Source organism: Nocardiopsis sp. NPDC055879 (assembly GCF_053615935.1).
This window is the reverse complement of record NZ_JBSHCT010000033.1, coordinates 24,749-49,869: the sequence shown is the minus strand read 5'-3', so window position 1 is coordinate 49,869 and position 25,121 is coordinate 24,749. Positions and strand designations below refer to the sequence as shown.

Sequence of the window (25,121 nt, the reverse complement as noted above, 5' to 3'; positions counted from 1 at the left end):
CAGGGAGCCGGGCGGCTATGCCCCGCGAAGCCATGGGCGGCACCTTCTCATCAGCCTCACCCGGCCCCCTTGGACCACACACCCATTCTTAAGGCTTTCTCATGCCCGCTTGGGGGGGCGACAAGATACGCCGGGAAGGGGCAACGGACGACCTCGTTGCCCCTTCCCGGCGTATCTTGTCGGCCCCCGGAATACCATCGAAGGGCCTCGCCGGGGAAGCGCGCTCCAGTTACTGCCGCGAATAACCCCGCAGAGAGTCACCTCAACCCACGAAGGGGATTCCGTGAGCTCTGACGACCAGCAGAACCTGCCTGCACCCATCGAGCGGAAGGATCTGGTAACTGCCGCACGCACTGATCTGGTGGCGTTCGAAGAGTTTATGTTCTCGGTGCTCGACGAGTGGGGCCTGCCGACCAACAACATCATCGTCAGCGCCGGCGACCGCCACGTTCTAATCAAGAACACCCCCGACATCCTTCACGAGCTCGACGCCAATCAGCTAGCGACGTCCCCCTACATCTCCAAGATGATCCTCGCCGGAGCCGCCGGCCTGTTCGACGCCGCCCTGAGTTACCTCTGGGATGAGACGATCACCCAGCTGCGGGACCGGGTGGCGGACTTTGACGTGGCCTACTTCTTCGACCTCGCCGAAGCCGACCCCGCCCGACGGGCGGCCCTTCAGACCCGCGATGACCTCTCCAAGATCAACGACGCCGCGCTGCTAGACGCGGCCAAGAAGATCCAGCTCCTCAGCGACGTCGCTCACCAGCAGCTGACCCACATCAACTACATGCGGAACCACGCGAGTGCCGCGCATCCCAACGTGGAGAAGCTGACCGGCCTGAAGCTCGCCGACTGGCTGCAGACCTGCATCCGAGAGGTCATGCAGCTAAAGACTCGGCCTGTCGTCGCGGAGATAGGAAGACTCCTCCACAACGTCAAGGCTGCGGCGCTCGCCGAGGCCGAACTGAAGAACGCAGCCACCTTCTTCAGCGACCTCCCGCAAGACCAGGCCAACAACCTGGCTAATGGGTTCTTCGGCATTTACACCCCGCCCACCGCAGACCCCCATGTCTTGGACAACGTCCGTCTACTCTGGCCCGAGCTCTGGTCGTTCATCAGCGAGGACACTCGTCGCGAACTCGGGGTCAAGCTCGCACGCTTCCGAGCTAACGCGGACAAGGACCGGGCCGACCGGGCCAAGGAGCTTCTGGAGTTGGTCGACGGCGGAGCCGCCTACCTTCCCGAGTCCGATCGGCTCGTGGAGATCCAGGAGGCGCTGGACGACCTCATGCGGGCACACCAAGCATCGCGCAACAATTTCTACGAGGAGCCGCCGGTCGCGCGGCGCCTTCGCGACGTCGTTGGCCGCCACGGCGAGGTTCCCAAGCTCCTTACAGCCCCCTACGTTGCCACGCTCGTGAACGTTTTTCTGACGAACGGCTACGGCGTCGCCTGGAACGCCGAGCCGTACTACATCGAGCTCATTAAGCGGTTCGATGGATCGCAAGCCGCATACGCGCTCCGGTCCTTCGCCTTCACCTTGATCACCCCGAAGCTGGGACTCCCGCTGCACCAAGAAAAGTGGGGCGAGTTGGTGAAGCTCGTGGCCCCCAAGCTCACCGAGCGGGAGGATCGCGTCCTGCTTGAGCATGTCCGAGACTTCACCGGTACTCCTGACAAGCTCCATAAGGACACGAAGATTGCCGCGCAGCTTAAGGTCTGGCACGAGGAGAAGGGGCTTCCCTAACGGCCTGCTTCTCCCGAAGCTACGGCGAGCCGTAAGGTAGAGACCGAGACCGGCCCGGGCAACCATCCGTTGCCCGGGCCGGTTTTTTCATGCCCACCCAGCGAGACGCCACGTCTCGCCAAAGCCCTTGGCTTCCGAGAACATTGACTTATCGGGGGTCAGGGCCGGATGGAAAAAATGACAGGAACGCCTGTCAATCTCCCTAATGACATCTAGGCTTGTCATTACCGGCGGAACCTCCGTCGGGTGACCCTAGGAGAACCCGTGTCCGACCGCCCGACCCTGTCCGACATCGAAGACGAGGACGTCCGCACCGACATCGAGGGCGACATCGACCTGCTGGTGCGCCGCATCGCGCACGCCCTGGACGACGACGTGGCGTTCCCCACCGCCGAAGAGGCACTGAACGCTCACCCGCACGCGGCCCGCGCCGACCTCATCATGATGCTCACCGGGGCCGAGGCCCTGCGCATCGCCCTGGCCGCCAACATGGCGCAGCGAGCACGCCATCTGGGAGCGAACCCGGCCGTCACCTACACCGATCTGGGGGCAGCGGTGGGCATCTCCCGTCAGGCCGCCCGGGAGAGGTGGCCCGGCGCGATCCGCAACGCCCGACCTGGCCGGCCCAAGAAGACCGTGACCGTTGAACTCTCCGGCGGTCACCCGGCCTGGGACGGCGAGACCCTGGAGATCGACTGCGAGTCGGTGTACGACCTCGACCTGGACGACGTCGGTGCTCTGCTGATGATCGAGGACGGTTCCTACCCTGACCACCTGTCGATGCAGGAGGGAGTCGACTGGCGGGCGCACTACGCCCCCGAATCCGAGGACACCCGCACCGCGTGGACCTTCCAGGGGTGGGTGCCAGCATGATGAAGCTCTGAAGTAGATCCCAGCATGCGCCGGGAGCATATTGGAAACCCGGGGAGGAACATAGTCACTTCCGGGGCATCCCCGAAAAATAATCGGCGACCCGATGAGTTACTAGAGCTCACCTGGTCGCCAATTGGGGGAACTGGGCCCTGGGAGCCGCTACCTATCGCTGACAACCCACTCGATCACCTTGCCTGCAGCCCACTTGACCAGTGATGACAAGGAGATCGACGCGAGGAAGAGCGCGATGCTACGCCGACGCTTTTCAGGCATAGGAAGACCCCAATCATGCTCGATGAGAACCCAATAACCATGGGCACATGAGCATATTAACGCCTTCCTTGAGTGCAGTGACACCCATCTATAACCACGTTGGAAGCCCCTTTCCAACGAAGTAACTATATTCCTTTCCGGATTCCCTATGGGCATTTCCATAAAGGATTTAAAAACTGAATTCCGACAGGAGGCGTGTCGTGGGGGAGCTGCTTCTTCTCGAGCGAGGGCGCAACGACGAAAAGGCCACATCAGGTCATTCAGCACCTCAGAGGCATACCTGAGTGTCATCATCCTGATGCGCTATGAAGCTGCCTCCCCCTGAACAAGGAGCATCTGTGCCTGCCCCCACCCCTGAGCAAGAAGCCGCCACAGCCGCCTTCCGCCGCGGAGACCACCTCGTTCTCCAAGCCGGAGCTGGGACGGGCAAGACCACCACATTGACGATGCTGGCCTCCAGCACACCGCGCGACGGCCTGTACATGGCGTTCAACCGCTCCATCGCCCAGGCCGCCCGTCGCGCGTTCCCCTCCAGTGTCGAGTGCCGCACCGCGCACGGTCTGGCCTACAAGGCGATCGGCCACCGCTACTCCAGACGCATGGACACAGCCCGGACGCCGAGTTGGAAGGTCGGGGCTGAGCTGGGAATCACGGCCAACATGGTGGTGTACATCGGCGAACGCAAGGTCACCAACAAGGCCTTGTCCTCCACGGCGCTGCACACGGTGACCCGCTACTGCCAGTCCTCTGACCGGGAGATCCTGCCGCAACACGTTCCCCGCCTGCGTGGTCTGGAGGCCGATCACCTGCACGCTCAACTCATCGACGTCGTCTTGCCCTACGCCCGCAAGGCCTGGGCCGACCTACAGAACCCCCACGAAGGCGTCGTCCGGTTCGGCCACGACCACTACCTGAAGATGTGGGCGCTCACCGACCCCAAGTTGCCCACCGACTTCCTCCTCCTGGACGAGGCCCAGGACACCAACGCGGTGGTCGAGAAGGTCTTCAACGACCAACGCGGCCACGCCCAGCTCGTCATGGTCGGTGACTCGGCACAGGCGATCTACGGGTGGCGAGGTGCCCGCGACGTCATGTCCGACTTCAACGGCACCCGGCTGGGTCTGTCGCAGTCATTTCGCTTCGGTGCCGCTCTCGCGCGAGAGGCCAACCGGTGGCTGAACATCGTCGACGCGCCCATCCGTCTAACCGGAAACCCGGCCCTGGTGAGCGAACTAGAAAAGGTGGAGCGCCCCGACGCGATCCTGTGCCGGACCAACTTCGGTGCGATGTCAGAGGTCATGGCCCTGCTCGAGACGGGCAAGAGGGTGGCGTTGGTCGGTGGCGGCGACGCCCTGGCCAAAATCGCCACCGCGGCCCAGGCCCTGAAGGAAGGCAAGCGCAGTTGGCACCGGGAGCTGATGCTGTTCGAGTCCTGGGGCGACCTGCAGGACTACGCCGAGTACGACCCGGCCGGTCGTGACCTGTTGCCACTGGTCGAGTTGGTCGACGAACACGGCACCGATGTCCTTTTGGGCGCGCTCTCTCGCCTGTCCGAGGAGCGTGCGGCCGAGATCGTCGTATCGACCGCGCACAAGGCCAAGGGCCGGGAGTGGGCCAATGTGCGTATCGGAGCCGACTTCATCGAGACCGAGCCTGAAGACGAAGAGGGCGACGACGGTCAGCTCTACTGGGGCGAGATCGACGCCGCCGAGGCCCGTTTGGCCTATGTGGCGGTGACCCGGGCCCGGCATCGTCTGGACGTGGGCGGGTTGTCCTGGATCGACGAACACCCTGACGGTCGGCTCCCCCAGACGTGACGCCGCACAGGTAAGCCGATGTGCTGATGCACTGGCTTATCGGTGTACTGGTTTGCAGATACACCGGTGTATCTGCAAACCAGATAGGGGATCGGCGCCGAAACATGCACCTTTTCCCAGATCAACAGGCATACCCGCCCACCGACCCACCGGGTAACCGATACACCGGTGTAATCGTTCTCCGGTGGGCCCGCCCACCGGAGAGCCGGTGTATGAGAGATACTCGCGACCATGAGTGATGACCCGAAGATCTATGCGGTCGCCAGCTACAAGGGCGGCGTCGGTAAGACCACCTTGGCCAGCGAGCTGGCCTACGTCATGGGCGCGATCCTGGTCGATCTGGACTGGGACCGCGGTAACGCCACCCGGGCCTGGGGCTATCGGACCGAGGAGCGCGTCACCGCGCCGCTGCTGGACGCGATCGAGGCCGGCCGCACCCCCCGCCCACTCAAGGGCACACGCAAGGCCGACCTGGTCCCCTGCCACGAGGATTTCGTGGAGACCCAGCCCGACGCGGACACGATGGCGGCTCTGCTGGAGCGTTGGGCCAAGGAGTGGGGTCGAGACCTGGTCGTGGACACTCATCCCGGCGGAAGCCCCTCGACCTTGGGAGCGATGGCGGCCGCGCACCGGATCCTGGTGCCGGCCCCGTTCGGGGAGAAGGAACACGAAGCGCTGGAGGGGATGGTGCAACAGCTCGCGGACTACCCGCTCATGGTGATCCCCTCCCGGGTTCCGCCTGTGCCCCCGGCTCGAGACATCGACCGGCTCCGCAGGATCACCGAGGAGGCGAACGTGCCTGTGGGGCCTCCGATCTCGCACTACGTGTGGATGCCTCGACGTACCCGTCGTATGGCGGTCAGTGCCCCGCCCGTCACCAAGCAGGGCCAGGACTTCGCCGATGAGATCGCCGCGGTCGCGGAGGTGGTGGGGGCATGAGTAATGGGCTGAATGACTTGAACCAGCGACGCAAACGGCGTCAGCCCCCGCCGCCCAAGCACCCGCGCTCGGAACAGCCCGAAACGGAGACGAAGCCTGTCCCCGAGTCCGGGGCCGAGACAGAGCCCACTCGCGATCCCCAGACCGCCCCGCCTCCTGCGCCCGAGAAACAGGCTCCCCCCACGCGGAGCGAGGCACGTGTTCCTGAGCGTGGGCGCAGCGATGCCACTCGGGCCAAACGCACCCCGTCCGTGGAGGCCTACCTCGACCAGGAGCTGATGGACTGGCTCTGGGAGATCGAGGCGGCTGCTGTCGCGCGGCGGGAGCGGTCCGTGACCAGTCCGACCATCCGGTTGGCGTTGCAGGAGCTCAAGAAGCGCATGTCCGCGGAACAGGTGGTGGAGAAGCTGCTGTCTCGCCCGGTGAAGGGCACAGGTAAGCCTGGTCGCCCCCGCCGTTGAACCGGCATCCAGGTACACCTATACACCGGTGTAGCGGTGTATAGGTGTACCTGTAGACACGCAAAGGCCCTGGCGGGGACGTCCCCGCCAGGGCCTTTCTCAGATCAGGCCTAGAGCCTGGGCTAGGTGCAGAACGAATCGTGCGACCGCATCGATCACGTGAGCCAACCGGTCCCAACGTCGCAGCGCCTCCTGAGCTCTATCCAAGATCTTCTTGATCGTCTTCACGGCCTGCTTCTCCCGAAGCTACGGCGAGCCGCAATGTAACCGCTGAGTAGCTTCCAGGGCGGCCAGGAACCCTTCTGAGTACGGTCTTGGGCTCGGCCCCAGCCCCGACCCAACACGTGACGCAGGACACCCACCCCTCGCGCCAAAGTTGCGACAAAACGTCGTAACTTGAAGTTGCGACAGATTGTCGCAACTTTTGGAGGGGTGTCCCGATGACACAGCAGGACAAGCGCGCGCTCGTGGTGGGACTGGGCATCGCGGGGATCTCGGCGGCGATCGGTCTGCGCAGGGCCGGGTGGGAGCCCGTGATCGTGGAACGCGCGCCCGAGCGCCGCACGGGCGGGTACTTCGTCGGGATCTTCCCCGACGGCAAACAGGCCGCCCAGGACCTGGGCATGACTCCGCACCTGCACGTGCGCAACCCCACCGCCGGCAGGGACTGGAGCGTGGGCCCCTCGGGCCGGGCCACACCCGGCGCCGGGTTCCTCGACCAGCCCGGCGGCCCCTATGCGGTCCTGCGCGGGGACATCGAGGAGGGCCTGTGGCGCACGCTGCAGGAGCTCGGGGGCGTCCAGGTGCGGTTCGACACTCGCCCGGTCGCCATCACCCAGACCCCGCACAGGGCGAAGGTGACGCTCGAGGAGGCGGCCACCGGCGCCCAGACGGTCGAGGAGTACGACCTGGTCGTGGGCGCCGACGGGATGCGCTCCAGCACGCGCGAGCTGGCCTTCGGCCCGCACCGGGACTACCTGGACCAGTGGCAGGCCATCATCTGTGCCTTCGAGCTCGACCGGCAGGTCCCCGGGTACGGGCCGGGGGTTGAGGAACATCGGAACGAAAACCCGCGCTAAGGGCTCACCGGGTCACTCGTCGGCGGGGAGGTTGCCGACCGCGGCTTCGAGGTCGGCGGTGGTGGGCAGGGTGTAGCGGCGGGTGGTCTCCAACCGCTTGTGGCCCATCAGCTGGCCGACGGTGACCAGGTCGACCTTGCTGCTGCGGGCCAGGTTGGTGCCGAAGGTATGCCGTAGCACGTGCGCGGAGAGCGCCGGGTGGCCGTCCTCGTCGACCACGTCGGCGTCGGTGGCGATCTCGTCCAGGAGCAGGTTCACCGACCGGTCGCTCAACCTGCCGCCGCGCCGGTTCAGGAACAGCGCGCCCGACTCGGCGCTGGGCCAGGAGGCGCGCTCGCGTTTCCAGGCGGCCACCGCCTCGCGCGCCGAGGCGTCGGTGAGCGGCACAGTGCGCGCGTCGTCGTTCTTGCCCGCGCGCACGATCACCTTGCCCTTGCGGGCCGAGAGCGGCACGTCGTCGGTGTCCAGGGCGACCAGTTCGCTCACCCGCAGCCCGGAGTAGAACAGCAGGCGGCCGATGGCCCGGTCGCGGGCCAGGGGGCGTTGTTCCACCGCGCGCAGGAACCGCTTCTGCTCGCGCGGGGTGAGCGCCCGCGGAGCGATGGGCTCGGGCTCGTCGCGGCCGACGTTGGCCGGGCCGAGGCCGAGGTGGGTGAAGAAGTGGTCCAGGGCGACCAGGCCTGCTTCTCCCGAAGCTACGGCGAGCCGCAATGTAACCGCTGAGTAGCTTCCAGGGCGGCCAGGAACCCTTCTGAGTACGGTCTTGGGCTCGGCCCCAGCCCCGACCCAACACGTGACGCAGGACACCCACCCCTCGCGCCAAAGTTGCGACAAAACGTCGTAACTTGAAGTTGCGACAGATTGTCGCAACTTTTGGAGGGGTGTCCCGATGACACAGCAGGACAAGCGCGCGCTCGTGGTGGGACTGGGCATCGCGGGGATCTCGGCGGCGATCGGTCTGCGCAGGGCCGGGTGGGAGCCCGTGATCGTGGAACGCGCGCCCGAGCGCCGCACGGGCGGGTACTTCGTCGGGATCTTCCCCGACGGCAAACAGGCCGCCCAGGACCTGGGCATGACTCCGCACCTGCACGTGCGCAACCCCACCGCCGGCAGGGACTGGAGCGTGGGCCCCTCGGGCCGGGCCACACCCGGCGCCGGGTTCCTCGACCAGCCCGGCGGCCCCTATGCGGTCCTGCGCGGGGACATCGAGGAGGGCCTGTGGCGCACGCTGCAGGAGCTCGGGGGCGTCCAGGTGCGGTTCGACACTCGCCCGGTCGCCATCACCCAGACCCCGCACAGGGCGAAGGTGACGCTCGAGGAGGCGGCCACCGGCGCCCAGACGGTCGAGGAGTACGACCTGGTCGTGGGCGCCGACGGGATGCGCTCCAGCACGCGCGAGCTGGCCTTCGGCCCGCACCGGGACTACCTGGACCAGTGGCAGGCCATCATCTGTGCCTTCGAGCTCGACCGGCAGGTCCCCGGGTACGGGCCCCAGGACGGCATCATCAACGCCCGCTCCCGCCGGGCGGCCTGGGTCTTCGGGTTCGCCGACCGCCCTCCCACCGTGCTGCTGACCTACCGCACCAAGGACGTCGACGCGCAGTTCACCCGACCTGCCCTGGAGACCCTGCGCGAGGTGTACGCGGGCATGGACCACCCCGCCCTGACCCACGCGCTGGACCAGCTCGGCCGGGCCCCCGACTTCCTGTTCGACTCGGTCAACCAGGTCAAGATGCCCACTTGGCGCTCGGGACGGGTGGTCCTGGTCGGGGACGCCGCCTGGTGCCTGAACCTGTACTCGGGGATGGGCTCCACTGCGGCCATGCGCGGCGGCGCGGACCTGGGCAAGGCCCTGGCGGCCCACCCCGACGACCTGCACGCCGCCCTGGCCGACTGGGAGAAGGGCATGCGCCCCTTCATCACCCGCCACCAGCGCCGCGCCCGGATCATGCAGCAGCTGTTCGTGCCTTCGGGGCCGGTGGCCGAACGCCTGCGCGCCCTGGTCCTGGCAACCGTCGGCGCGATCGGGCGGCTGAAGTCGCGCATGAGCGGGGCCGGTCCCACCGCGAACACCGCACAGCCCGGGGCCGACACTCCTGCGGGCCGGTGATACTGGGCCCATGGCACGTATCAAGGGGGCCACGTTCCAGGCCCACCACGAACAGGTCTGGGACGACCTGACCGAGGCGCTGGGCGCCCTGTTGGCCGAGCAGGGGTACGAGGGGTTCAACCTCGCGCACGTGGCTGCCCGGGCCGGGATCGCACGCAACACGATCTACAACTACGCCAAGGACAAATCCTCCCTGGTGGCCCAGGCCGCCCAGCGCGCCAGCCGTGACGTCCTGGAGCGCATCGATCGGATCGCCGCGGGGCCAGGGCCCGCCCCGCAGCGCCTGGCCGACATCGTGGCCGCACTGATGCACTCGTTCGCGACCCCCGCGCTCCGGCTGATGCTGCACTCGCCCCCCGACAGTGTGCCCCAGGAGGTCCTCGAACACCCCGACGGCCCCTTCTCCCAGGTGGCCGCCGCGGTGGAGAAGGTCCTGACCGACGGCGTCACCGAGGGCTCCTTCCGTCCGCTGGCGGACATCCCGATGACCACACACCTGCTCAGCGGCATCGTGCGCGCCGGGGCCGACCGGATGGCCAGTCGTGGGGCGCGGGTCGAGGAGGTCCTGCCCGCTGTGCAGGAGTTGCTCTCGGCGTCCCTCGAACCCCGCTGACCCTGCCGTGGCCTTGGCCTGGGCGGCCAAGGCCACGGCAGGGCGAACCGGGTGGGCCGGCACGGGGCACGCAGCCAGTGCGCCCCCAACAGCCCGGCGACAGGACAGAACACCCGTCGGTGGCTACTTGGCTTGGATCGCGGCCCGACCCTTGGACAGCTCCGGCACGTGCTTGTACAGCGTCGACCTGCTGACCCCGAGCAGGCGGGCGATGGAGGCCACCGAGTTCTCAGGACGGGTGAGCAGGTCGCGGGCGTGACGGACCTGCTCCGAGGTCATCGCCGGGGGTCGGCCCAGGCGGGTGCCGGCGGCGCGAGCGGCCTCCAGACCCTCCTTGGTCCCCTCCACGATGAGTTCGCGGATGAACTCGGCCAGGGCGGCGAAGACGTGGAACACGAGCCTGCCACCGGGGGTGGTGGTGTCCAGGGCCTCGTGCAGGGACCGGAAGCCGACCCCGGCGCGGCGCAGGTCGCCCACCAGGGTGATGAGGTCGGCCAGGGAGCGGGCGAGCCGGTCCAGGGAGGGCACGACGAGCGTGTCGCCGGGGCGTAGGTAGGCCAGGCAGGCTTTCAGCTCGGGGCGCTGGGCGTTCTTCCCGGAGTTCTTGTCAGCGAACACCTTGGCGCACCCGGCGGCCTCCAGGGCGCGGAGCTGGCGGTCGAGCTTCTGGTCCCGGGTGGAGACGCGGGCATAGCCGACCAGCGCACCGCCGCCGGACACCGGAGCCGGGGCGAGGGGGTCGTCGGGAAGCGCAAGGGTGGTGTCCATCCCTGGAGTGTATGAAAAATGGTCTCGTCCGTGTTGTTGGACAGTCGGATTTCTCAACACGTTTTTCCGACACTCCCAGGCTCTGTTCGGCGTCCTCCGTGGCCGTTCGGGCCGCCTGTCCAACAAACGATCGTTAGATGGACACTCGCAGGGGTGCGCGCTCAGTCACGAGAGTCACGGAGAGGGCTACCGCCAAAGTTCCTCGGATCCTGCGGGCCCATGGTCGCCTCCACTTCTCGGGTGCCGTCGTGTTCACCAACCCTCCGTCCCCAAGGAGAAGTCGATCGCATGGTCGCAGTGGTAGCAGTACATGTACGCGCTGTCGGCCAGGTCGAAGCGCAGCTTCGGGTTGGCCCGGTGCATGGCGTCCTCGGTGGACTCGCACATCTGCGGGCTCTGTTGCAAAGATTGGCGGCAGTCAGAGGTAGGCTGTCGCTCTGCGCCGATCAGGCGGCTGCTGCGAAATGGTGGTTGAGCATGCCCATGGCCTCCGTCAGCGCCGAGGGCCCAATGCCAAAAGCTCTCTCCACAAGGCGCACCTCGCCCCTGATGCCGGGCTGCAGGCACCAGGGGCGAGCCTGTCCTTTGCGCAGGGCTCGCATGACTTCGAATCCCTTGATCGTGGCATAGGCCGTGGGGATCGATTTGAAACCGCGCACCGGCTTGATCAGTATCTTGAGCTTTCCGTGATCGGCCTCGATCACGTTATTGAGATACTTCACCTGCCGGTGGGCCGTCTCCCGGTCCAGCTTTCCTTCGCGCTTCAATTCGGTGATCGCTGCACCATAGCTCGGCGCTTTGTCGGTATTGAGCGTGGCAGGCTTTTCCCAGTGCTTCAGGCCTCGCAGGGCCTTGCCCAGGAACCGCTTCGCTGCCTTGGCGCTGCGGGTCGGCGACAGGTAGAAATCGATCGTGTCGCCCCGCTTGTCGACTGCCCGGTACAGGTAGGTCCACTTGCCCCGCACCTTGACGTAGGTTTCATCCAGGCGCCAGCTCGGATCAAAGCCACGCCGCCAGAACCAGCGCAGCCGCTTCTCCATCTCCGGGGCGTAGCACTGGACCCAGCGATAGATCGTCGTATGGTCGACCGAAATGCCGCGTTCCGCCAGCATTTCCTCAAGGTCGCGATAGCTGATCGGATAGCGACAATACCAGCGCACCGCCCACAGGATCACATCACCCTGGAAATGGCGCCACTTGAAATCCGTCATCGTTCCGTCCGTCCAATCTCCGCCAAGCATGCTCAAGCTTCACGATTTTTGCAACAGAGCCATATCGACAACCTCTCGCGCAACCAAGACATCGCGGTCGGACTGCAAGTGATCTTGAAGCCACGGGCCCGTCCCACCCCGACATGGACCTCGATGCCCGAACGGACGTTAGATTTCGAGTTCTAGGCGTTCTGCGATGAAGGTTGGATCCCAGCCGGGATTGAAAGTGTCGACGTGGGTGAATCCGAGCCGCTCGTATAGGCCACGCAGGTTCGGGTGGCAGTCGAGCCGCAGCTTGGCGCACCCCTGCGTTCGCGCGGCATGGCGGCAAGCCTCGATCAGCGCGGAGCTGACACCCCGGCCCGCATGTGTCCGTCGCACCGCGAGCTTGTGCAGATATGCGGCCTCCCCCTTGAGGGCGTCGGGCCAGAACTCGGGATCCTCGGCCGACAAGGTGCAACAGCCGACGATGCCGTCGCTGCAACTCGCGACTAGGAGCTCGGATCTCAGGACGAAGGTCTCCGCGAATGTCCGGTCGATCCGCGCGACGTCCCAGGCGGGCGTTCCCTTGGCGGACATCCACGCCGCAGCGTCGTGCATCAGCCGCACAACCTCGTCGATATCACCCGAGCAGGCGACCCGAACGTTCGGAGGCTCCTCGCTGTCCATTCGCTCCCCTGGCGCGGTATGAACCGCCGCCTCATAGTGCAGTTTGATCCTGACGAGCCCAGCATGTCTGCGCCCACCTTCGCGGAACCTGACCAGGGTCCGCTAGCGGGCGGCCGGAAGGTGAATGCTAGGCATGATCTAACCCTCGGTCTCTGGCGTCGCGACTGCGAAATTTCGCGAGGGTTTCCGAGAAGGTGATTGCGCTTCGCAGATCTCCAGGCGCGTGGGTGCGGACGTAGTCAGCGCCATTGCCGATCGCGTGAAGTTCCGCCGCAAGGCTCGCTGGACCCAGATCCTTTACAGGAAGGCCAACGGTGGCGCCCAAGAAGGATTTCCGCGACACCGAGACCAATAGCGGAAGCCCCAACGCCGACTTCAGCTTTTGAAGGTTCGACAGCACGTGCAGCGATGTTTCCGGTGCGGGGCTCAAGAAAAATCCCATCCCCGGATCGAGGATGAGCCGGTCGGCAGCGACCCCGCTCCGTCGCAAGGCGGAAACCCGCGCCTCGAAGAACCGCACAATCTCGTCGAGCGCGTCTTCGGGTCGAAGGTGACCGGTGCGGGTGGCGATGCCATCCCGCTGCGCTGAGTGCATAACCACCAGCCTGCAGTCCGCCTCAGCAATATCGGGATAGAGCGCAGGGTCAGGAAATCCTTGGATATCGTTCAGGTAGCCCACGCCGCGCTTGAGCGCATAGCGCTGGGTTTCCGGTTGGAAGCTGTCGATTGAAACACGGTGCATCTGATCGGACAGGGCGTCTAAGAGCGGCGCAATACGTCTGATCTCATCGGCCGGCGATACAGGCCTCGCGTCCGGATGGCTGGCGGCCGGTCCGACATCCACGACGTCTGATCCGACTCGCAGCATTTCGATCGCCGCGGTGACAGCGCCGGCGGGGTCTAGCCGCCGGCTCTCATCGAAGAAGGAGTCCTCGGTGAGATTCAGAATGCCGAACACCGTCACCCTGCTGCGTAACATCGTTGCTGCTCCATAACATCAAACATCGACCCACGGCGTAACGCGCTTGCTGCTTGGATGCCCGAGGCATAGACTGTACAAAAAAACAGTCATAACAAGCCATGAAAACCGCCACTGCGCCGTTACCACCGCTGCGTTCGGTCAAGGTTCTGGACCAGTTGCGTGAGCGCATACGCTACTTGCATTATAGCTTACGAACCGAACAGGCTTATGTCCACTGGGTTCGTGCCTTCATCCGTTTCCACGGTGTGCGTCACCCGGCAACCTTGGGCAGCAGCGAAGTCGAGGCATTTCTGTCCTGGCTGGCGAACGAGCGCAAGGTTTCGGTCTCCACGCATCGTCAGGCATTGGCGGCCTTGCTGTTCTTCTACGGCAAGGTGCTGTGCACGGATCTGCCCTGGCTTCAGGAGATCGGAAGACCTCGGCCGTCGCGGCGCTTGCCGGTGGTGCTGACCCCGGATGAAGTGGTTCGCATCCTCGGTTTTCTGGAAGGCGAGCATCGTTTGTTCGCCCAGCTTCTGTATGGAACGGGCATGCGGATCAGTGAGGGTTTGCAACTGCGGGTCAAGGATCTGGATTTCGATCACGGCACGATCATCGTGCGGGAGGGCAAGGGCTCCAAGGATCGGGCCTTGATGTTACCCGAGAGCTTGGCACCCAGCCTGCGCGAGCAGCTGTCGCGTGCACGGGCATGGTGGGCTCTGTTGCAAAGATTGGCGGCAGTCAGAGGTAGGCTGTCGCTCTGCGCCGATCAGGCGGCTGCTGCGAAATGGTGGTTGAGCATGCCCATGGCCTCCGTCAGCGCCGAGGGCCCAATGCCAAAAGCTCTCTCCACAAGGCGCACCTCGCCCCTGATGCCGGGCTGCAGGCACCAGGGGCGAGCCTGTCCTTTGCGCAGGGCTCGCATGACTTCGAATCCCTTGATCGTGGCATAGGCCGTGGGGATCGATTTGAAACCGCGCACCGGCTTGATCAGTATCTTGAGCTTTCCGTGATCGGCCTCGATCACGTTATTGAGATACTTCACCTGCCGGTGGGCCGTCTCCCGGTCCAGCTTTCCTTCGCGCTTCAATTCGGTGATCGCTGCACCATAGCTCGGCGCTTTGTCGGTATTGAGCGTGGCAGGCTTTTCCCAGTGCTTCAGGCCTCGCAGGGCCTTGCCCAGGAACCGCTTCGCTGCCTTGGCGCTGCGGGTCGGCGACAGGTAGAAATCGATCGTGTCGCCCCGCTTGTCGACTGCCCGGTACAGGTAGGTCCACTTGCCCCGCACCTTGACGTAGGTTTCATCCAGGCGCCAGCTCGGATCAAAGCCACGCCGCCAGAACCAGCGCAGCCGCTTCTCCATCTCCGGGGCGTAGCACTGGACCCAGCGATAGATCGTCGTATGGTCGACCGAAATGCCGCGTTCCGCCAGCATTTCCTCAAGGTCGCGATAGCTGATCGGATAGCGACAATACCAGCGCACCGCCCACAGGATCACATCACCCTGGAAATGGCGCCACTTGAAATCCGTCATCGTTCCGTCCGTCCAATCTCCGCCAAGCATGCTCAAGCTTCACGATTTTTGCAACAGAGCCCATCTGCGCGCACCGGCCGTCGGGCCCCGGCTCCCGGCGGGCCGGGAAGACCGTGCACTTGGTGTAGCGGTGCCCCGGGTCGTGGTCGGCCGGATCGGTGCACCCGTTGGGGCAGGGCCAACACTGTGCGGCAGAGGGGGTGCACACAACGCACCCCTGCGGGTCACTGCGGTGCGGGCACCGCTTACGGGGCGGGAAGTCCTTGCTGTTGTGCGGGCAGAGGTAGTCCTCGGGTCCGTGCTGGGGCCAGAGCCGGTAAGCGCAGTTGTAGCAGGTGGTGTGCAGGTACCACTCGTCGGTGTCGCGGGTCAGGGTGGCGGTCTCGGGGATGAGCGCGCCACACGCTGTCTTGATGCCGTCGGTGGTCACGTGCAATCGGACCGGTTTGCGGGGTGCGGTCTTCCAACGTGCGAGCTTCACGTAGGGGTCCTCCTTAGACGGCCAGGTCCAGGCGTGTGTCCATGTCGAGCACGAACCGGCCATACGGGTTGACGTGTGTCCAGAACAGTGGGTTCAGCCCGCGCCGGTCCTCGGGGGTCAGCCGCCCCGCCCAGACGGGGTCTTCCAGCACCCGTTGCAGGAGCAGGGTGTTGACGTGGACCAGGCAGGACTGGAGTAGGTGCAGGGCGAGCATGGAGATCTCGGCGTGCTCGCGGTCGGCTCCGGTGAGCACGCCCTCCTTGCCGTAGAAGAAGGTGTCGTTGGCGCCGTTCCAGTTCTCCACCACCTCCAGGCCGCCGTGGATCTCCCGGCGCAGGGCTTCGTCGGCCAGGTAGTCGCAGGCGAAGATGGTGCGCACCGCCCGGCCGAGTTCCTCCAGGGCCTGGTAGACGGGGTTCTTGGGGCCGCCGCCCTTGGTGAAGCGGCGCAGCACCTGCTCGGTGTCGGCCGTGCCCAGGCGCAGGGCGGTGGCGTAGGCGACCATCTGGTCGTAGTTGCGCTCGATCAGCGCCCAGTCGATGGGCCGGTTCTTGACCACCCGCTCCAGGTGTGGCCACGTCGCGGGGCCGCTGTCGGGGCTGTACAGGCGCACCGCGCCGATGTTCTTCAACCGCGGCAGCAGCTTGAACCCGAGCAGCTCGGTGAACGCGAACCCCACGATCGAAGCGCCGTGGGTGTCGGTGTAGTTCGCCTCGACCTCGGCGTCGGTGCAGTGCCGCAGCACTCCCTCGATCATCGCCGCGACCTCCGAGGACGAACACGACTTGAGCTGGGAGTAGATGCACGCCCGGCCCTTGTCGACGTGCCAGTAGATCATCACCCCGTGCCCGCCATACCGAGCGTGGAACTCCGTCATCAGGTTCGACTCCCAGGACCCGAACCGCTTGGAGTCCGACGCGGTGGTGGTGGCGGTGCCCCACCACTGGGCGTCCCGGGCGGCGAAGGTCTCATTCACCACCTTCGCGATGGCCCGGCGCAGGTTGTCGCGGGTGATGTGGGAGGCGCGGGTGCGGCGCAGCGCCCCCTCGTCCTCGCCGTGCTCACCGGTGGCGATCATCTGCTTGATGCCCATGTTCGTCCCGAGCGCGAACAGGCACAGCAGCAGACGCCGGTGCAGCGCCGCCTTGGGGATCGCCTCGCGGGTGGCCACCGACGCGAACTCCTCGCAGAACCCGGTGAGCAGCGCGGAGTCCTTGAGGATGTCGAGCAGGTCCAGGGTGCCCCACCGCTTGAGCACCTCGCCCTTGAGCGCGCGCAGGTTCTGAGGCTCGGGCAGCGCCTCCAGTTTCGGGACGCTGATCCAGGGCTGGCCCTTGCGGGTCACCACCCGCACCCCGCCGGTGGTGTCCTTGGCCATCGCGACATCGAGCCGGTCCAACGCCTGGCGCATCCGGGTGCGCACCCCCTCCACGAACGCGTTCGGCTCCACCGGCTTGTTCAGGGCGGCGTAGTGCACGTCGCGGTTCTCGGCGAAGTCGCCGGGCAGGTCGGTGTCGGGGTCGCGCCAGCGGCTGGCGCCCTGGACGTAGATCTCGCGCCGGCGCAGCGCCTCGCGCAGCGCGATGAGCACGCACAGCTCGTAGGGGATGCGCTCCACCCGCCCGGAGGCGGCGTCGGTGACCGCCTCGTGCCAGGCCTTGGGCACCACACCCTCGATCGGCACGTGCTCGGCGGGCCCGTAGAACTTCTCGCTCCGGTCGGTCTCGGTGTAGCGGCCCAGCAGCTCGATGGCCTCCATCACCGGCCGGTAGGCGGTGTTGTTGCAGGCAAAAGACAGAGCGGCCAGCAGCGGAGAGAGCATCCGCCGGTAGTGGTGGGTGTAGGAGCCGCGCAGCTGGTAACGCACCCGCTCGGCCATCGCCTTCTCGGTCGCCATCAACTCCTTGGCCAGGCGGCGCAGCGTCTTCTCCCCGCCCGGGACCGCGGGGAAGACCACCTCGGCCACCGTCCCGCCGGGCTCGGCCAGGGAAGCGTCCACCATACGGCGCAGGATCGACTTCTTGCCCGGCACCGCGGTCAGCTGACCGATCAGCTCCTTCTCCACCCGCGTCTCCGCGCGGGCGTTGATCCGGTGGATAAGCCGGATCAACAGCTCCACCAGGGAGTCGATCAGCTCAGCCTGGCGGGACCAGCACAAGGCGGCCAGCAGGGTGTAGCGCACCGGTTCGGCGCACTCGGCGAAGTCGGAGGGGTACATCCGGGCCGCCCGGGAGCGCCAGGCGGCCACGATCTTGTCCGAGACCCCGGCGAAGGGCTCGTCCGGCAGCCCCAGGGCCTGCACGGTCTTCAGTTTGTCGACCTCGGTGAGCAGGGTCTCCAGCCCCAGCGGGCCGGGGTCGGACTTCACGGCCAGCAGGACTCCCTCGGTGCCCAGCACCCGGCTCTGGAGACGCTCGCACACCCCCGGGCCCAGATGGGCGGTGACCTGGGCGGTGAAGGCTTCCTCGAAGCGGCGCCCGGCCGAGGCCACGATCCGCTCGATCTGTCCCGGGCGCGGGGGTTCGATCTTGAGGGTGTGGCACCGGTTGACCACGGCCTGGGCGAGTTCGGTGCGGTCGACTTCCACCGGGCAGACCTGGTCGGCCAGCCACTGGGCGAGCTGGTCCTCTTCGCCCTCGGTGGCGGCGTGGGTGCCGTACTCCTTCCGGATCTGGTGGCGGTGGTACTCGATCGTCCGGCCGGTCCAGGCGTACATGCCGAACAGGGCCGCATCGACGTTCACCTGGTCGGCGACGAAGGGCACCGCGGCGGGCGGGATCTCTTCGGCGTAGGTGGGGAAACGGCCCTGGAGCTGGAAGGACTTCAACACCAACGCGAACCCGAGCCGGGTCGGGCCGGACTTGTTGCCGATCAGAGTCCGGTCGCCTTCCTCCAGGGTCCAGTGGTCGACGAGTTGTTCGGGGGTCCAGTCCTGGCGCATGAGGGGGCGCTCCCAGATCGTGGCGGTCGGGGTCGACAGCGCACACGATCGTGGACAGGCATCGGGTTACTGGCAGGTTCACCTGATCCGTGACCTCAAGGAATCCCGCTACTTTGCGGCTCGCCGTAGCTTCGGGAGAAGCAGGCCTTCACTCGAGATACCTCCTTCCACCTTTTCCGTGGTGTGGAAGGCCGATGGACAGCACGCGCGTTCGTCGCGTGGTTCGCGGCCCCTTCACCCCTTCGGAGGGGCGAAGGGGAGAGGGACAGGGCCGTCGAGAAGAGAGTCAGAACGGGCGGTTAATTACACCGGTGTATCGGTGGATTAAAACGCCGATACACCGGTGTATTGGTGGATTGGTTTAACGGCCTCAACTGCGTCTTGAACAGCGCAAAGGCCTCGTGCTCAGGTGAGTGCGAGGCCCGTGGTTCCTCGGATCAGCACGTCTTCGTGTCCCGGATCCACGCACAGACGCTCACGCCGTCGCCTCTTCGCCCTTCCTCTCCAACTCGGTATAGAGCAGCGGCATGAAGAACAGCGGGATCAGAGCAACGGAGAACAGCTGGCCCGCGTCGATGACGCCGCGGGCACCAACCGCCTCCCATGCCACCGCCACGACAGAGGTGAACGCCAGCAGCGCTCCCTGTAGGAGGGCCCCGAGTTTCATTCCATGTCTTCGTCCTGGCGCGGGAGAAGGCCGGCTTCCCAGTGGCCCGGGTGCGCGAGTAGCTCCCAGTCCCGGCTGGCTGACCGGATGTGCCACCAGTCGGGCGCGAGATCGTTCTCCCCGGTCGCCTCCCAGTGTCCGAGGATCCGGTCGACCCGGTAGCGGTCACCGGCGTCGGTGACCCACTCGGTCGGGATCTGGTCACCGTCCAGGATGACGTCGACGCCCTGGCGGTGATCGGCGGTGCGCAGCTCCGCACCGGTGGGGCTAAACGGGGACCAGCCACGGAAGAACCACACCCGCGGGGATCCGGGCTCTACGTCGGGTTCGTACACCGCCCTGGCACCGGGGTCGGGATGGTCAGCCGGCACCAGGGAGCTGACCAAGTAGGCCCCGAGCGAATCGCGGGGGCCCGCTAGATCCGTCTCGGTCAGGTGGCTCAGGGTCTGTTCTCGCCAGTCGTCGGGGCCGCCAACCAGGCGCACGGTCGTCGTGGAGGGGGAGGGGACGGTCTCGCTCATGGGTCGAGCCTGCCACCGGGTACCGACGCGCGGGGGTAAATCGGCCGGTCAGACGCCGGCTTCTCGGAGACGCTGGCGCAGAAGGAGTCCGAGTTCCTCGACACGGGTGCGCCCCGGTCCGGCCGGGGCCGCCGCAGCGACCATGTCCAGTACCTCGATCACGTCATCGGCCTCCGCTCGACTCAGTAGAGCCGGTGTGCCAGCGGGGACCGCCAGCCGTTCCTCATCGACCAGCTCCGCGTCATGGACATGGTGCGCGGCGGCTGCCCGCACCCACTGTCCTCCCTGCGGGCCCAGCCCACCTCGCCGTGTCACCACTGCACGCCCTCTCCTTCGACAGCATCCAGTCTGCTCACACCGCATCACTCATCGCAGTGAGATGCCAGATCAGCGACCCACCGAGGCCCATAAATCACCATGAAGGAACGCACCCACCCAAGACGACGATCAAACCGAGGCACTACCAGTGATCCAGGACGATCACACCGTGGCACCACTGGTGATCATGGTTTCGTCCGGGACGTAAGTCCCGGGTGCTCAGCCGTCCGTGATTCCCACGTCCTGGATCGCCTCGATCAACCCAGCAGCCCTACGCAGCACGTGGTCCAGGCCCTCCTCGGGGAACCGCCCCTGACGCACGGCCGACTCCACAGCGCTCAGCACCGCGCACACCTCCACAGCCGACTCCAGACGCACCGGCCGCTCCACTTCCACTGGGACTTCCACGGTGCGCACTCGCCCCGGTACCTCGATCCGGGCCGAGCGGATCGCGGTGCGCGTCACGGTCTCGCGCACCACTTCCCGGACCGGCTCTCCCTCCGGCCGAGCGGTGCCGGCCTCGCGGTCGCGCTCTTGGCGCCTGGCGGCCGTGTCCACCTCCCACTGCCGGTTCCGGTGCGCCTTGGAGCAGTACTTCGGCGGGCGCCCCCGCCCCGAGTAGGGGACCGGGTCGCCGCACCAGGCACACGCGCGGGAGACAAGGCGCTGGCGGGTGGTCTTGGTAACGCGGGTCTTGCCGACGTAGGGCCGCCCCTGCGGGTCGGCCTCGGACAGCTCCTGGCCCTCGCCGTCATCGTCGCCGTGGCGGTGGTGTTCGTCCATGGCGGCACCGTACCGGCCCGCCGGTCTTTTCGTCCCGGACGAAACCTGGATCACTAGTAGTGCCACGGTGTGTGGAACTCCGTTGCGCGGGACCACTTCGCTGACGTTCTCATGCTCGTGGGCACTGACATTTCCGTGCTCGCACGGACGTGTTCGTGGCCGAAAACAGGGGGTTGCGCGGGGGTGGGTGATCGGGTGCGCGCTAGGGTCCCAGAAAGCAGGTGAGTGCGTCAGGTATCGCTGTCGCGATACAAACCGCCCGTACCGGGCGAAAAACGACACTGCGTGGAGGTGGTCGGGTGGGGGTCTACGTGACGCCGATCCACACCGCCGAACAGGCCGACTACCGTCTCGCCGGGTCGTGTGGGGAGGAGCGGGTGGCGGCCGCCGACGTGGCCGTGGAATACCGGCTCGCAGTCGACCAGGGCCAGGACCCGATCGTCCGGCTGGGGTCGGGGTGGGCCGAGTTCGACCGCGCCCCGGGCACCGTGCTGGCCACGGACGCCGACGTCGAAGAGATGCGCCAGGTCGTAGCCGGACGCGACCCCCGCACCGGCCAGAAGCTGATCAAGTTCAAGACTGCAACCTCCCCCGAGGCGTTGTTGCCGGCCCGCCCCTTGGTCGATGCCGTGGACAAGGCGGCCGCCGAGTACGGGGTGAGCGTCGAAGAGCTGCTGTGGCGCCTGTCCTGGGCCGAAGACGCGACCCGGCCCCACCCCACCACCCAGCGTTCCCGGTGGTCGTGGGAGCGGTACAACCGGCTGCTGCGCTGCATGACCTCCGAAGGCGAGCATCACCGGGCGCCGGTGGCGGACCTGACCCGCATCGCCACGGCGGCCGGGGCGGACCTGACTGCGGTCTACGACGCGGTCGAGCTGGGCCACGCCCAGGACCACGCCGACGAGCGGGTGGACATCGGTACCCGCGCCTACGACGTGGTCTTCACCCGCGACCGGCGCACCGACGCCGCCCAGGCCGCCGCCCCACCGGAGGCGGCCCGCCGGATGGAGGAGATCCACGACGAAGCGGTGGCTGAGACCGTGGCGCACCTGGAGCGGTGGGTGGGGTACGTGATGGTGGGCCACCACGGCGACGGCCAACAGGCCAAGCGGGTGGAGGCCACCGGGATCATCGCCACGGCGACCAAGCACCGCACCGCCCGCGCCATGACGGCCGGGGAGCCGGGGGATCCGCACACCCACACGCACGTGATGCTCTCGGTGATGGGCCGCTCCACGGTCGACGGCAAGTGGAGGACGATCGCCGCCGGCGGCCGGGACCTGATGCGGCACGTGTCCACGCTGGGGGAGATGCAGCGCGCCATCGAGCGCCGCAAGCTCAGCGCCGAGTTCGGGTTCCGCTACGCCCAAGACCCCGAGTCACGCCAGTGGGAGCTGGTCGGTATCCCCGACGTGGTCAAGAACGGGTTCTCCCGACGCCGCAACCAGGCCAAAGAGGTAGCCGGGGAGGGAGCCCCGGGCGCCGCGTCGCGGGCGGCCGCGCGCCGCCTGGCCGAGAAGAAGGTCGCCTCCACCCGAACGGAGGAGCGCGAGTCCTGGCACCAGCGGATGCGGAAGATGAAGTACCCGCCCGAGGTTCTGTGGCGGGCCGCGCTTCAGGGCCGCGAACCCGGCGCCGAAGGCCCCGCGGCCGCGCGAGGCCCGCGCCCTGACCTGGGGCCCGACCCCGATGTGGTGGCGGCCACGGTGTGGGACCCCGAGACCGGGGTGACCGCCAACCACAAGGTCGCCTCGCGGGCACGGGTGATGGCGGCCGTGGCGGCCGCCTGCGAGGGCGGCATCGCGGACGGGGAGGAGCTGGAGGCGCTCACCGCCCACGTGCTCGAACACCCCATGGCACTGCGGTTGCCGGACGTGGGCGCCACCCACATGTCCCACTCGGCTCGGTACACCGCCGCCGACCTGCCCGCCGCTGAGGCGACCATCCTGGGCACCGCCGAAGCGGGCAAGAACGCTCAGATGGCGGTCGTAGACCGGGCCGAAGCCGCCCGCGCGCTCAAGGTGTGGCAGCAGGTCAAGGGGTTCTCCCTCTCCCGCGAACAACTCATGGCCGTGGTGCGCCTCATCGAGGCCGGCCACCACGTCGACACCGTGCTCGGGGTCGCCGGGGCCGGCAAAACCACGATCATGTCGGCGGCCCGGTGCGCGTGGGAGGCCGCCGGGCTGCGGGTCGAAGGAGCCGCCGTCGCCGCGGTGGCGGCCGCTGGCCTTCGAGCCGAAGCCGGGATCACCTCACAAACGATCGCGTCCTGGCGCCAACGCATCACCAGCGGCCCCGGGTTGAAGGGCGTGGACGTGCTGGTCGTGGACGAAGGCGCCATGGTCGGGGACCGCGACATGTCCGTCTTGGTCGAAGAGGCCGCCAAGCGGGGCACGAAGATCGTCTCGATCGGGGACCCGCTCCAGCTCCGCCCCGTGGCCGCCGGGAGCGTGTTCGCCCGGCTGCATCACCGGATGGGCGGTGCGGAGCTGCGCGAGAACCGTCGCCAGAAGGACACCGTCGACCGCCAAGCGCTCCAGGCCTGGAGCCAGGGCGCCCACAAGTCCGCCCTGGCCCTGTGGGCCCAGCGCGGCATGGTGCACGCCCCCGTCGACGCCGACGCCGCCCACGCCCAGATGGCGGCCGCCTGGACCGCGGACCGGGCCCGCTACACCAACCCCCTGGACGCTGTCGAGCGCCTGTTCATGGTCGCCGCAACGAGGGCGGACGTGGACGCGCTCAACCTGCGCGCCGCCCAGGCCGCCCGCGCCGCCGGCCACCTCGGGAAGGAACTGGTCTTCGCCACCCGCTCCGGTGATCTGGCCCTGGCCGTGGGCGAACAGGTCCGGGTGCGCCGCAACGACTACCGGAGCAGGCACAGCGACGAGCCCGACGTGCTCAACGGCTACCGCGGCATCGTCGCGGCCGTGGACGCCGAACTCGGTGCCCTGGTGGTCTGGGGACACGGCAAGAACGAACGGGCGTGGATCAGCCCCAAGCAGCTCCGGCGCGGCGACCTGGCGTTGGGGTATGCGACCACGATCGCCTCCGCCCAGGGCGTGACCACCGACCGGTGCCACGTCTACGGGCTGGGAGCCGATGCCCACGCCCTCTACCCCGCTATGAGCCGTGCGAAGGTGCGCACCGACCTGTACCTGCCCGGGGCCGAGATCGAGCCCTACACCACCCGGGCCCGGCTGGGTCAGGCCGCCACCGAAACCGAGGCCCTGGAGCGCGTCGTGTCCGCCTACGTCGCCACCCTGACCAAGGACGACGACCGGCTGCTGCTCGATGAACTGGAGCAGATGCGCCCCGAACCGGCGGCCGCCGTCAAAAACGACGACCAGGAGCACGGCCAGGGCGAGCACGAGGATCGTCAGGTGCCCGAGCACGAGCGCCTGGCCGCCAAGGCCGACGCTCTGATTCGCCGCGCGAACGAGTTGGAGGCCGGTCTACCGGTCCTGCGGGAGGAACTCCGACTTGCTGAGGAACGTGCGCAGCTCTCCCGGGTGCGGTTGCTGATGGAGGGCACCACACCCAGCCAGGCCCGGACGGTGGCCGACGCCGCCAGAGACCGGTTCGACGAGGTCTCCACCAAAGCCAGGACGGCACGCGGCCAGGGGACCGAAATCGCCCGCCGGGCCCAGACCGAGCGCCACCGCCACGAGCAACAGCAGGCGAAGGAGGCCCGCCTGTTGGCGGCGGTGGAGCCGCTGGCCATCGAACACGGCCTGACCCGCGCTGAGGTGCGCGCCCTGTCCCCTGAGCAGCGCCAGGATCTCCAATCCCGGGTAGCCGCGCATGGAGTCCGAGTCGCCTGGCATGGGGACCGTCGCCCGATGACCAAGGTCGGGGTGCCCACACCGGTTCCCGCACGCACCACCCGCCCGCCCAGGACCCCGACGCAGCCCCCTCCGACGCCGCCGGCCCCGAGGCGGGGACGGCGGCCATCAGGGCCCGGCATGGGACGCTGACCCGCCCCGAACCCACCAGGAACGTCGCACGCCTCGCACCAGTGCGAGGCGTATCACTACTGTTCAGGCCTGGTGTACGCGGGGGCTCGCCGCCCCCGCACCCCGCCATCCCGGACGGGAACCCGGCGCACAACCGATGCGCGCAACCATCCGTTGCTTGCGCCGGAACCCCGCCCGGCCCGAACCCCCGCCACCGGGGTAGCCACACCCTTCGCCACCACCCCCGCCGGCTATGGCCGGCGGGGGTGTGCGGATCCTCCGAGCCTGGTCAACGTCTACGCAGACCCCGCCCGCAGGTCCCCCGACTGGTGCCACTGCAGACACCGACCACAACAGCTCTGGCCGGTCCTGGACACCCGCTCGTGTCGTCCGGCGGGC

At 67.3% G+C, this 25,121-nt stretch carries 22 protein-coding genes and 1 pseudogene; 10 read left to right on the top strand and 13 right to left on the bottom strand.

The features are described from left to right. Positions 1-283 precede the first annotated feature (283 nt). The 6 genes from ACWGKS_RS27315 (at position 284) to ACWGKS_RS27290 (ending at position 7,192) form a co-directional block, all read left to right on the top strand. A complete protein-coding gene (locus ACWGKS_RS27315) occupies positions 284-1,750 on the top strand; it encodes a hypothetical protein (RefSeq protein WP_452524598.1) in 1,467 nt (488 codons plus the stop codon). Positions 1,751-2,014: 264 nt separating this feature from the next. Further along, on the top strand, positions 2,015-2,623 hold the full coding sequence (locus ACWGKS_RS27310) for a hypothetical protein (protein ID WP_452524596.1): 609 nt from the start codon (positions 2,015-2,017) through the stop codon (positions 2,621-2,623). Between the two features lie 611 nt (positions 2,624-3,234). Further along, on the top strand, positions 3,235-4,713 hold the full coding sequence (locus ACWGKS_RS27305) for a UvrD-helicase domain-containing protein (RefSeq protein ID WP_452524594.1): 1,479 nt from the start codon (positions 3,235-3,237) through the stop codon (positions 4,711-4,713). A 231-nt stretch (positions 4,714-4,944) separates the two neighbouring features. Then, positions 4,945-5,652, top strand: coding sequence for a ParA family protein (locus ACWGKS_RS27300; RefSeq protein WP_452524592.1), 708 nt, complete (start codon positions 4,945-4,947; stop codon positions 5,650-5,652). 251 nt (positions 5,653-5,903) lie between these two features. After that, positions 5,904-6,113, top strand: a complete 210-nt coding sequence (locus tag ACWGKS_RS27295; protein WP_452524590.1) for a hypothetical protein — start codon at positions 5,904-5,906, stop codon at positions 6,111-6,113. A 440-nt stretch (positions 6,114-6,553) separates the two neighbouring features. Further along, positions 6,554-7,192, top strand: coding sequence for an FAD-dependent monooxygenase (locus tag ACWGKS_RS27290; protein ID WP_452524588.1), 639 nt, complete (start codon positions 6,554-6,556; stop codon positions 7,190-7,192). Between the two features lie 12 nt (positions 7,193-7,204). Here ACWGKS_RS27290 and ACWGKS_RS27285 read toward each other — a convergent pair whose 3' ends face one another. Continuing rightward, positions 7,205-7,903, bottom strand: a complete 699-nt coding sequence (locus tag ACWGKS_RS27285) for a tyrosine-type recombinase/integrase (RefSeq protein ID WP_452524586.1) — start codon at positions 7,901-7,903, stop codon at positions 7,205-7,207. A gap of 178 nt (positions 7,904-8,081) precedes the next feature. Here ACWGKS_RS27285 and ACWGKS_RS27280 point away from each other — a divergent pair, with 178 nt between their 5' ends. Further along, entirely contained in the window at positions 8,082-9,302 is a 1,221-nt protein-coding gene (locus ACWGKS_RS27280; protein ID WP_452524584.1) for an FAD-dependent monooxygenase, read from the top strand. 10 nt (positions 9,303-9,312) lie between these two features. Further along, on the top strand, positions 9,313-9,915 hold the full coding sequence (locus ACWGKS_RS27275) for a TetR/AcrR family transcriptional regulator (RefSeq protein ID WP_452524582.1): 603 nt from the start codon (positions 9,313-9,315) through the stop codon (positions 9,913-9,915). Positions 9,916-10,038: 123 nt separating this feature from the next. On the opposite strand, the gene ACWGKS_RS27270 is transcribed toward ACWGKS_RS27275, so the two are convergent. The 5 genes from ACWGKS_RS27270 to sul1 form a co-directional block, all read right to left on the bottom strand. Then, entirely contained in the window at positions 10,039-10,683 is a 645-nt protein-coding gene (locus tag ACWGKS_RS27270) for a recombinase family protein (RefSeq protein WP_452524580.1), read from the bottom strand. A 252-nt stretch (positions 10,684-10,935) separates the two neighbouring features. Then, complete coding sequence (locus ACWGKS_RS27265) at positions 10,936-11,070, bottom strand: hypothetical protein (RefSeq protein ID WP_452524578.1); 135 nt, start codon at positions 11,068-11,070, stop codon at positions 10,936-10,938. A 59-nt stretch (positions 11,071-11,129) separates the two neighbouring features. Continuing rightward, positions 11,130-11,894 carry an IS6-like element IS6100 family transposase gene (locus ACWGKS_RS27260; RefSeq protein WP_001389365.1) on the bottom strand — a complete coding sequence of 255 codons (765 nt, stop codon included), beginning with the start codon at positions 11,892-11,894 and terminating at the stop codon, positions 11,130-11,132. Between the two features lie 168 nt (positions 11,895-12,062). Then, positions 12,063-12,563 (bottom strand): GNAT family N-acetyltransferase, encoded by a 501-nt coding sequence (locus ACWGKS_RS27255; RefSeq protein WP_000376623.1) that lies wholly within the window; start codon positions 12,561-12,563, stop codon positions 12,063-12,065. Between the two features lie 127 nt (positions 12,564-12,690). Then, a complete protein-coding gene (sul1, locus tag ACWGKS_RS27250; RefSeq protein WP_000946487.1) occupies positions 12,691-13,542 on the bottom strand; it encodes a sulfonamide-resistant dihydropteroate synthase Sul1 in 852 nt (283 codons plus the stop codon). Between the two features lie 101 nt (positions 13,543-13,643). Between sul1 and intI1 the strand changes: the two are divergent. Beyond that, positions 13,644-14,240: pseudogene (intI1, locus tag ACWGKS_RS27245) on the top strand (class 1 integron integrase IntI1); the annotation flags it as partial. 53 nt (positions 14,241-14,293) lie between these two features. On the opposite strand, the gene ACWGKS_RS27240 reads toward intI1, so the two are convergent. The 7 genes from ACWGKS_RS27240 to ACWGKS_RS27210 form a co-directional block, all read right to left on the bottom strand. Next, positions 14,294-15,058 carry an IS6-like element IS6100 family transposase gene (locus ACWGKS_RS27240; RefSeq protein ID WP_001389365.1) on the bottom strand — a complete coding sequence of 255 codons (765 nt, stop codon included), beginning with the start codon at positions 15,056-15,058 and terminating at the stop codon, positions 14,294-14,296. After that, a complete protein-coding gene (locus ACWGKS_RS27235; RefSeq protein ID WP_452524570.1) occupies positions 15,024-15,539 on the bottom strand; it encodes a hypothetical protein in 516 nt (171 codons plus the stop codon). The genes ACWGKS_RS27240 and ACWGKS_RS27235 overlap by 35 nt, the downstream gene beginning before the upstream one ends. 13 nt (positions 15,540-15,552) lie before the next feature. Continuing rightward, complete coding sequence (locus ACWGKS_RS27230; protein ID WP_452524568.1) at positions 15,553-18,480, bottom strand: Tn3 family transposase; 2,928 nt, start codon at positions 18,478-18,480, stop codon at positions 15,553-15,555. 475 nt (positions 18,481-18,955) lie between these two features. Then, a complete protein-coding gene (locus tag ACWGKS_RS27225) occupies positions 18,956-19,147 on the bottom strand; it encodes a hypothetical protein (protein WP_452524567.1) in 192 nt (63 codons plus the stop codon). Next, positions 19,144-19,668: a hypothetical protein gene (locus tag ACWGKS_RS27220; protein ID WP_452524565.1), complete on the bottom strand. Its 525-nt coding sequence runs from the start codon at positions 19,666-19,668 to the stop codon at positions 19,144-19,146. Before ACWGKS_RS27220 ends, ACWGKS_RS27225 begins: the two co-directional genes overlap by 4 nt. A 48-nt stretch (positions 19,669-19,716) precedes the next feature. Beyond that, positions 19,717-19,986, bottom strand: a complete 270-nt coding sequence (locus ACWGKS_RS27215) for a hypothetical protein (protein WP_452524564.1) — start codon at positions 19,984-19,986, stop codon at positions 19,717-19,719. A 219-nt stretch (positions 19,987-20,205) separates the two neighbouring features. Further along, positions 20,206-20,769, bottom strand: coding sequence for a hypothetical protein (locus tag ACWGKS_RS27210; RefSeq protein ID WP_452524562.1), 564 nt, complete (start codon positions 20,767-20,769; stop codon positions 20,206-20,208). 299 nt (positions 20,770-21,068) lie between these two features. Here ACWGKS_RS27210 and mobF point away from each other — a divergent pair, with 299 nt between their 5' ends. Beyond that, a complete protein-coding gene (mobF, locus tag ACWGKS_RS27205; RefSeq protein WP_452524560.1) occupies positions 21,069-24,743 on the top strand; it encodes a MobF family relaxase in 3,675 nt (1,224 codons plus the stop codon). Positions 24,744-25,121: the final 378 nt, after the last annotated feature.

Excerpts from the sequence above, each read along its gene's own strand:
- ACWGKS_RS27300 (WP_452524592.1), top strand. The coding sequence starts at position 4,945 with ATGAGTGATGACCCGAAGATCTATGCGGTCGCCAGCTACAAGGGCGGC.
- ACWGKS_RS27290 (WP_452524588.1), top strand. The coding sequence starts at position 6,554 with ATGACACAGCAGGACAAGCGCGCGCTCGTGGTGGGACTGGGCATCGCG.
- ACWGKS_RS27280 (WP_452524584.1), top strand. The coding sequence starts at position 8,082 with ATGACACAGCAGGACAAGCGCGCGCTCGTGGTGGGACTGGGCATCGCG.
- ACWGKS_RS27275 (WP_452524582.1), top strand. The coding sequence starts at position 9,313 with ATGGCACGTATCAAGGGGGCCACGTTCCAGGCCCACCACGAACAGGTC.
- ACWGKS_RS27270 (WP_452524580.1), bottom strand. The coding sequence starts at position 10,683 with ATGGACACCACCCTTGCGCTTCCCGACGACCCCCTCGCCCCGGCTCCG.
- ACWGKS_RS27265 (WP_452524578.1), bottom strand. The coding sequence starts at position 11,070 with ATGTGCGAGTCCACCGAGGACGCCATGCACCGGGCCAACCCGAAGCTG.
- ACWGKS_RS27260 (WP_001389365.1), bottom strand. The coding sequence starts at position 11,894 with ATGACGGATTTCAAGTGGCGCCATTTCCAGGGTGATGTGATCCTGTGG.
- ACWGKS_RS27255 (WP_000376623.1), bottom strand. The coding sequence starts at position 12,563 with ATGGACAGCGAGGAGCCTCCGAACGTTCGGGTCGCCTGCTCGGGTGAT.
- sul1 (WP_000946487.1), bottom strand. The coding sequence starts at position 13,542 with ATGTTACGCAGCAGGGTGACGGTGTTCGGCATTCTGAATCTCACCGAG.
- ACWGKS_RS27240 (WP_001389365.1), bottom strand. The coding sequence starts at position 15,058 with ATGACGGATTTCAAGTGGCGCCATTTCCAGGGTGATGTGATCCTGTGG.
- ACWGKS_RS27230 (WP_452524568.1), bottom strand. The coding sequence starts at position 18,480 with ATGCGCCAGGACTGGACCCCCGAACAACTCGTCGACCACTGGACCCTG.
- ACWGKS_RS27225 (WP_452524567.1), bottom strand. The coding sequence starts at position 19,147 with ATGAAACTCGGGGCCCTCCTACAGGGAGCGCTGCTGGCGTTCACCTCT.
- ACWGKS_RS27220 (WP_452524565.1), bottom strand. The coding sequence starts at position 19,668 with ATGAGCGAGACCGTCCCCTCCCCCTCCACGACGACCGTGCGCCTGGTT.
- ACWGKS_RS27210 (WP_452524562.1), bottom strand. The coding sequence starts at position 20,769 with ATGGACGAACACCACCGCCACGGCGACGATGACGGCGAGGGCCAGGAG.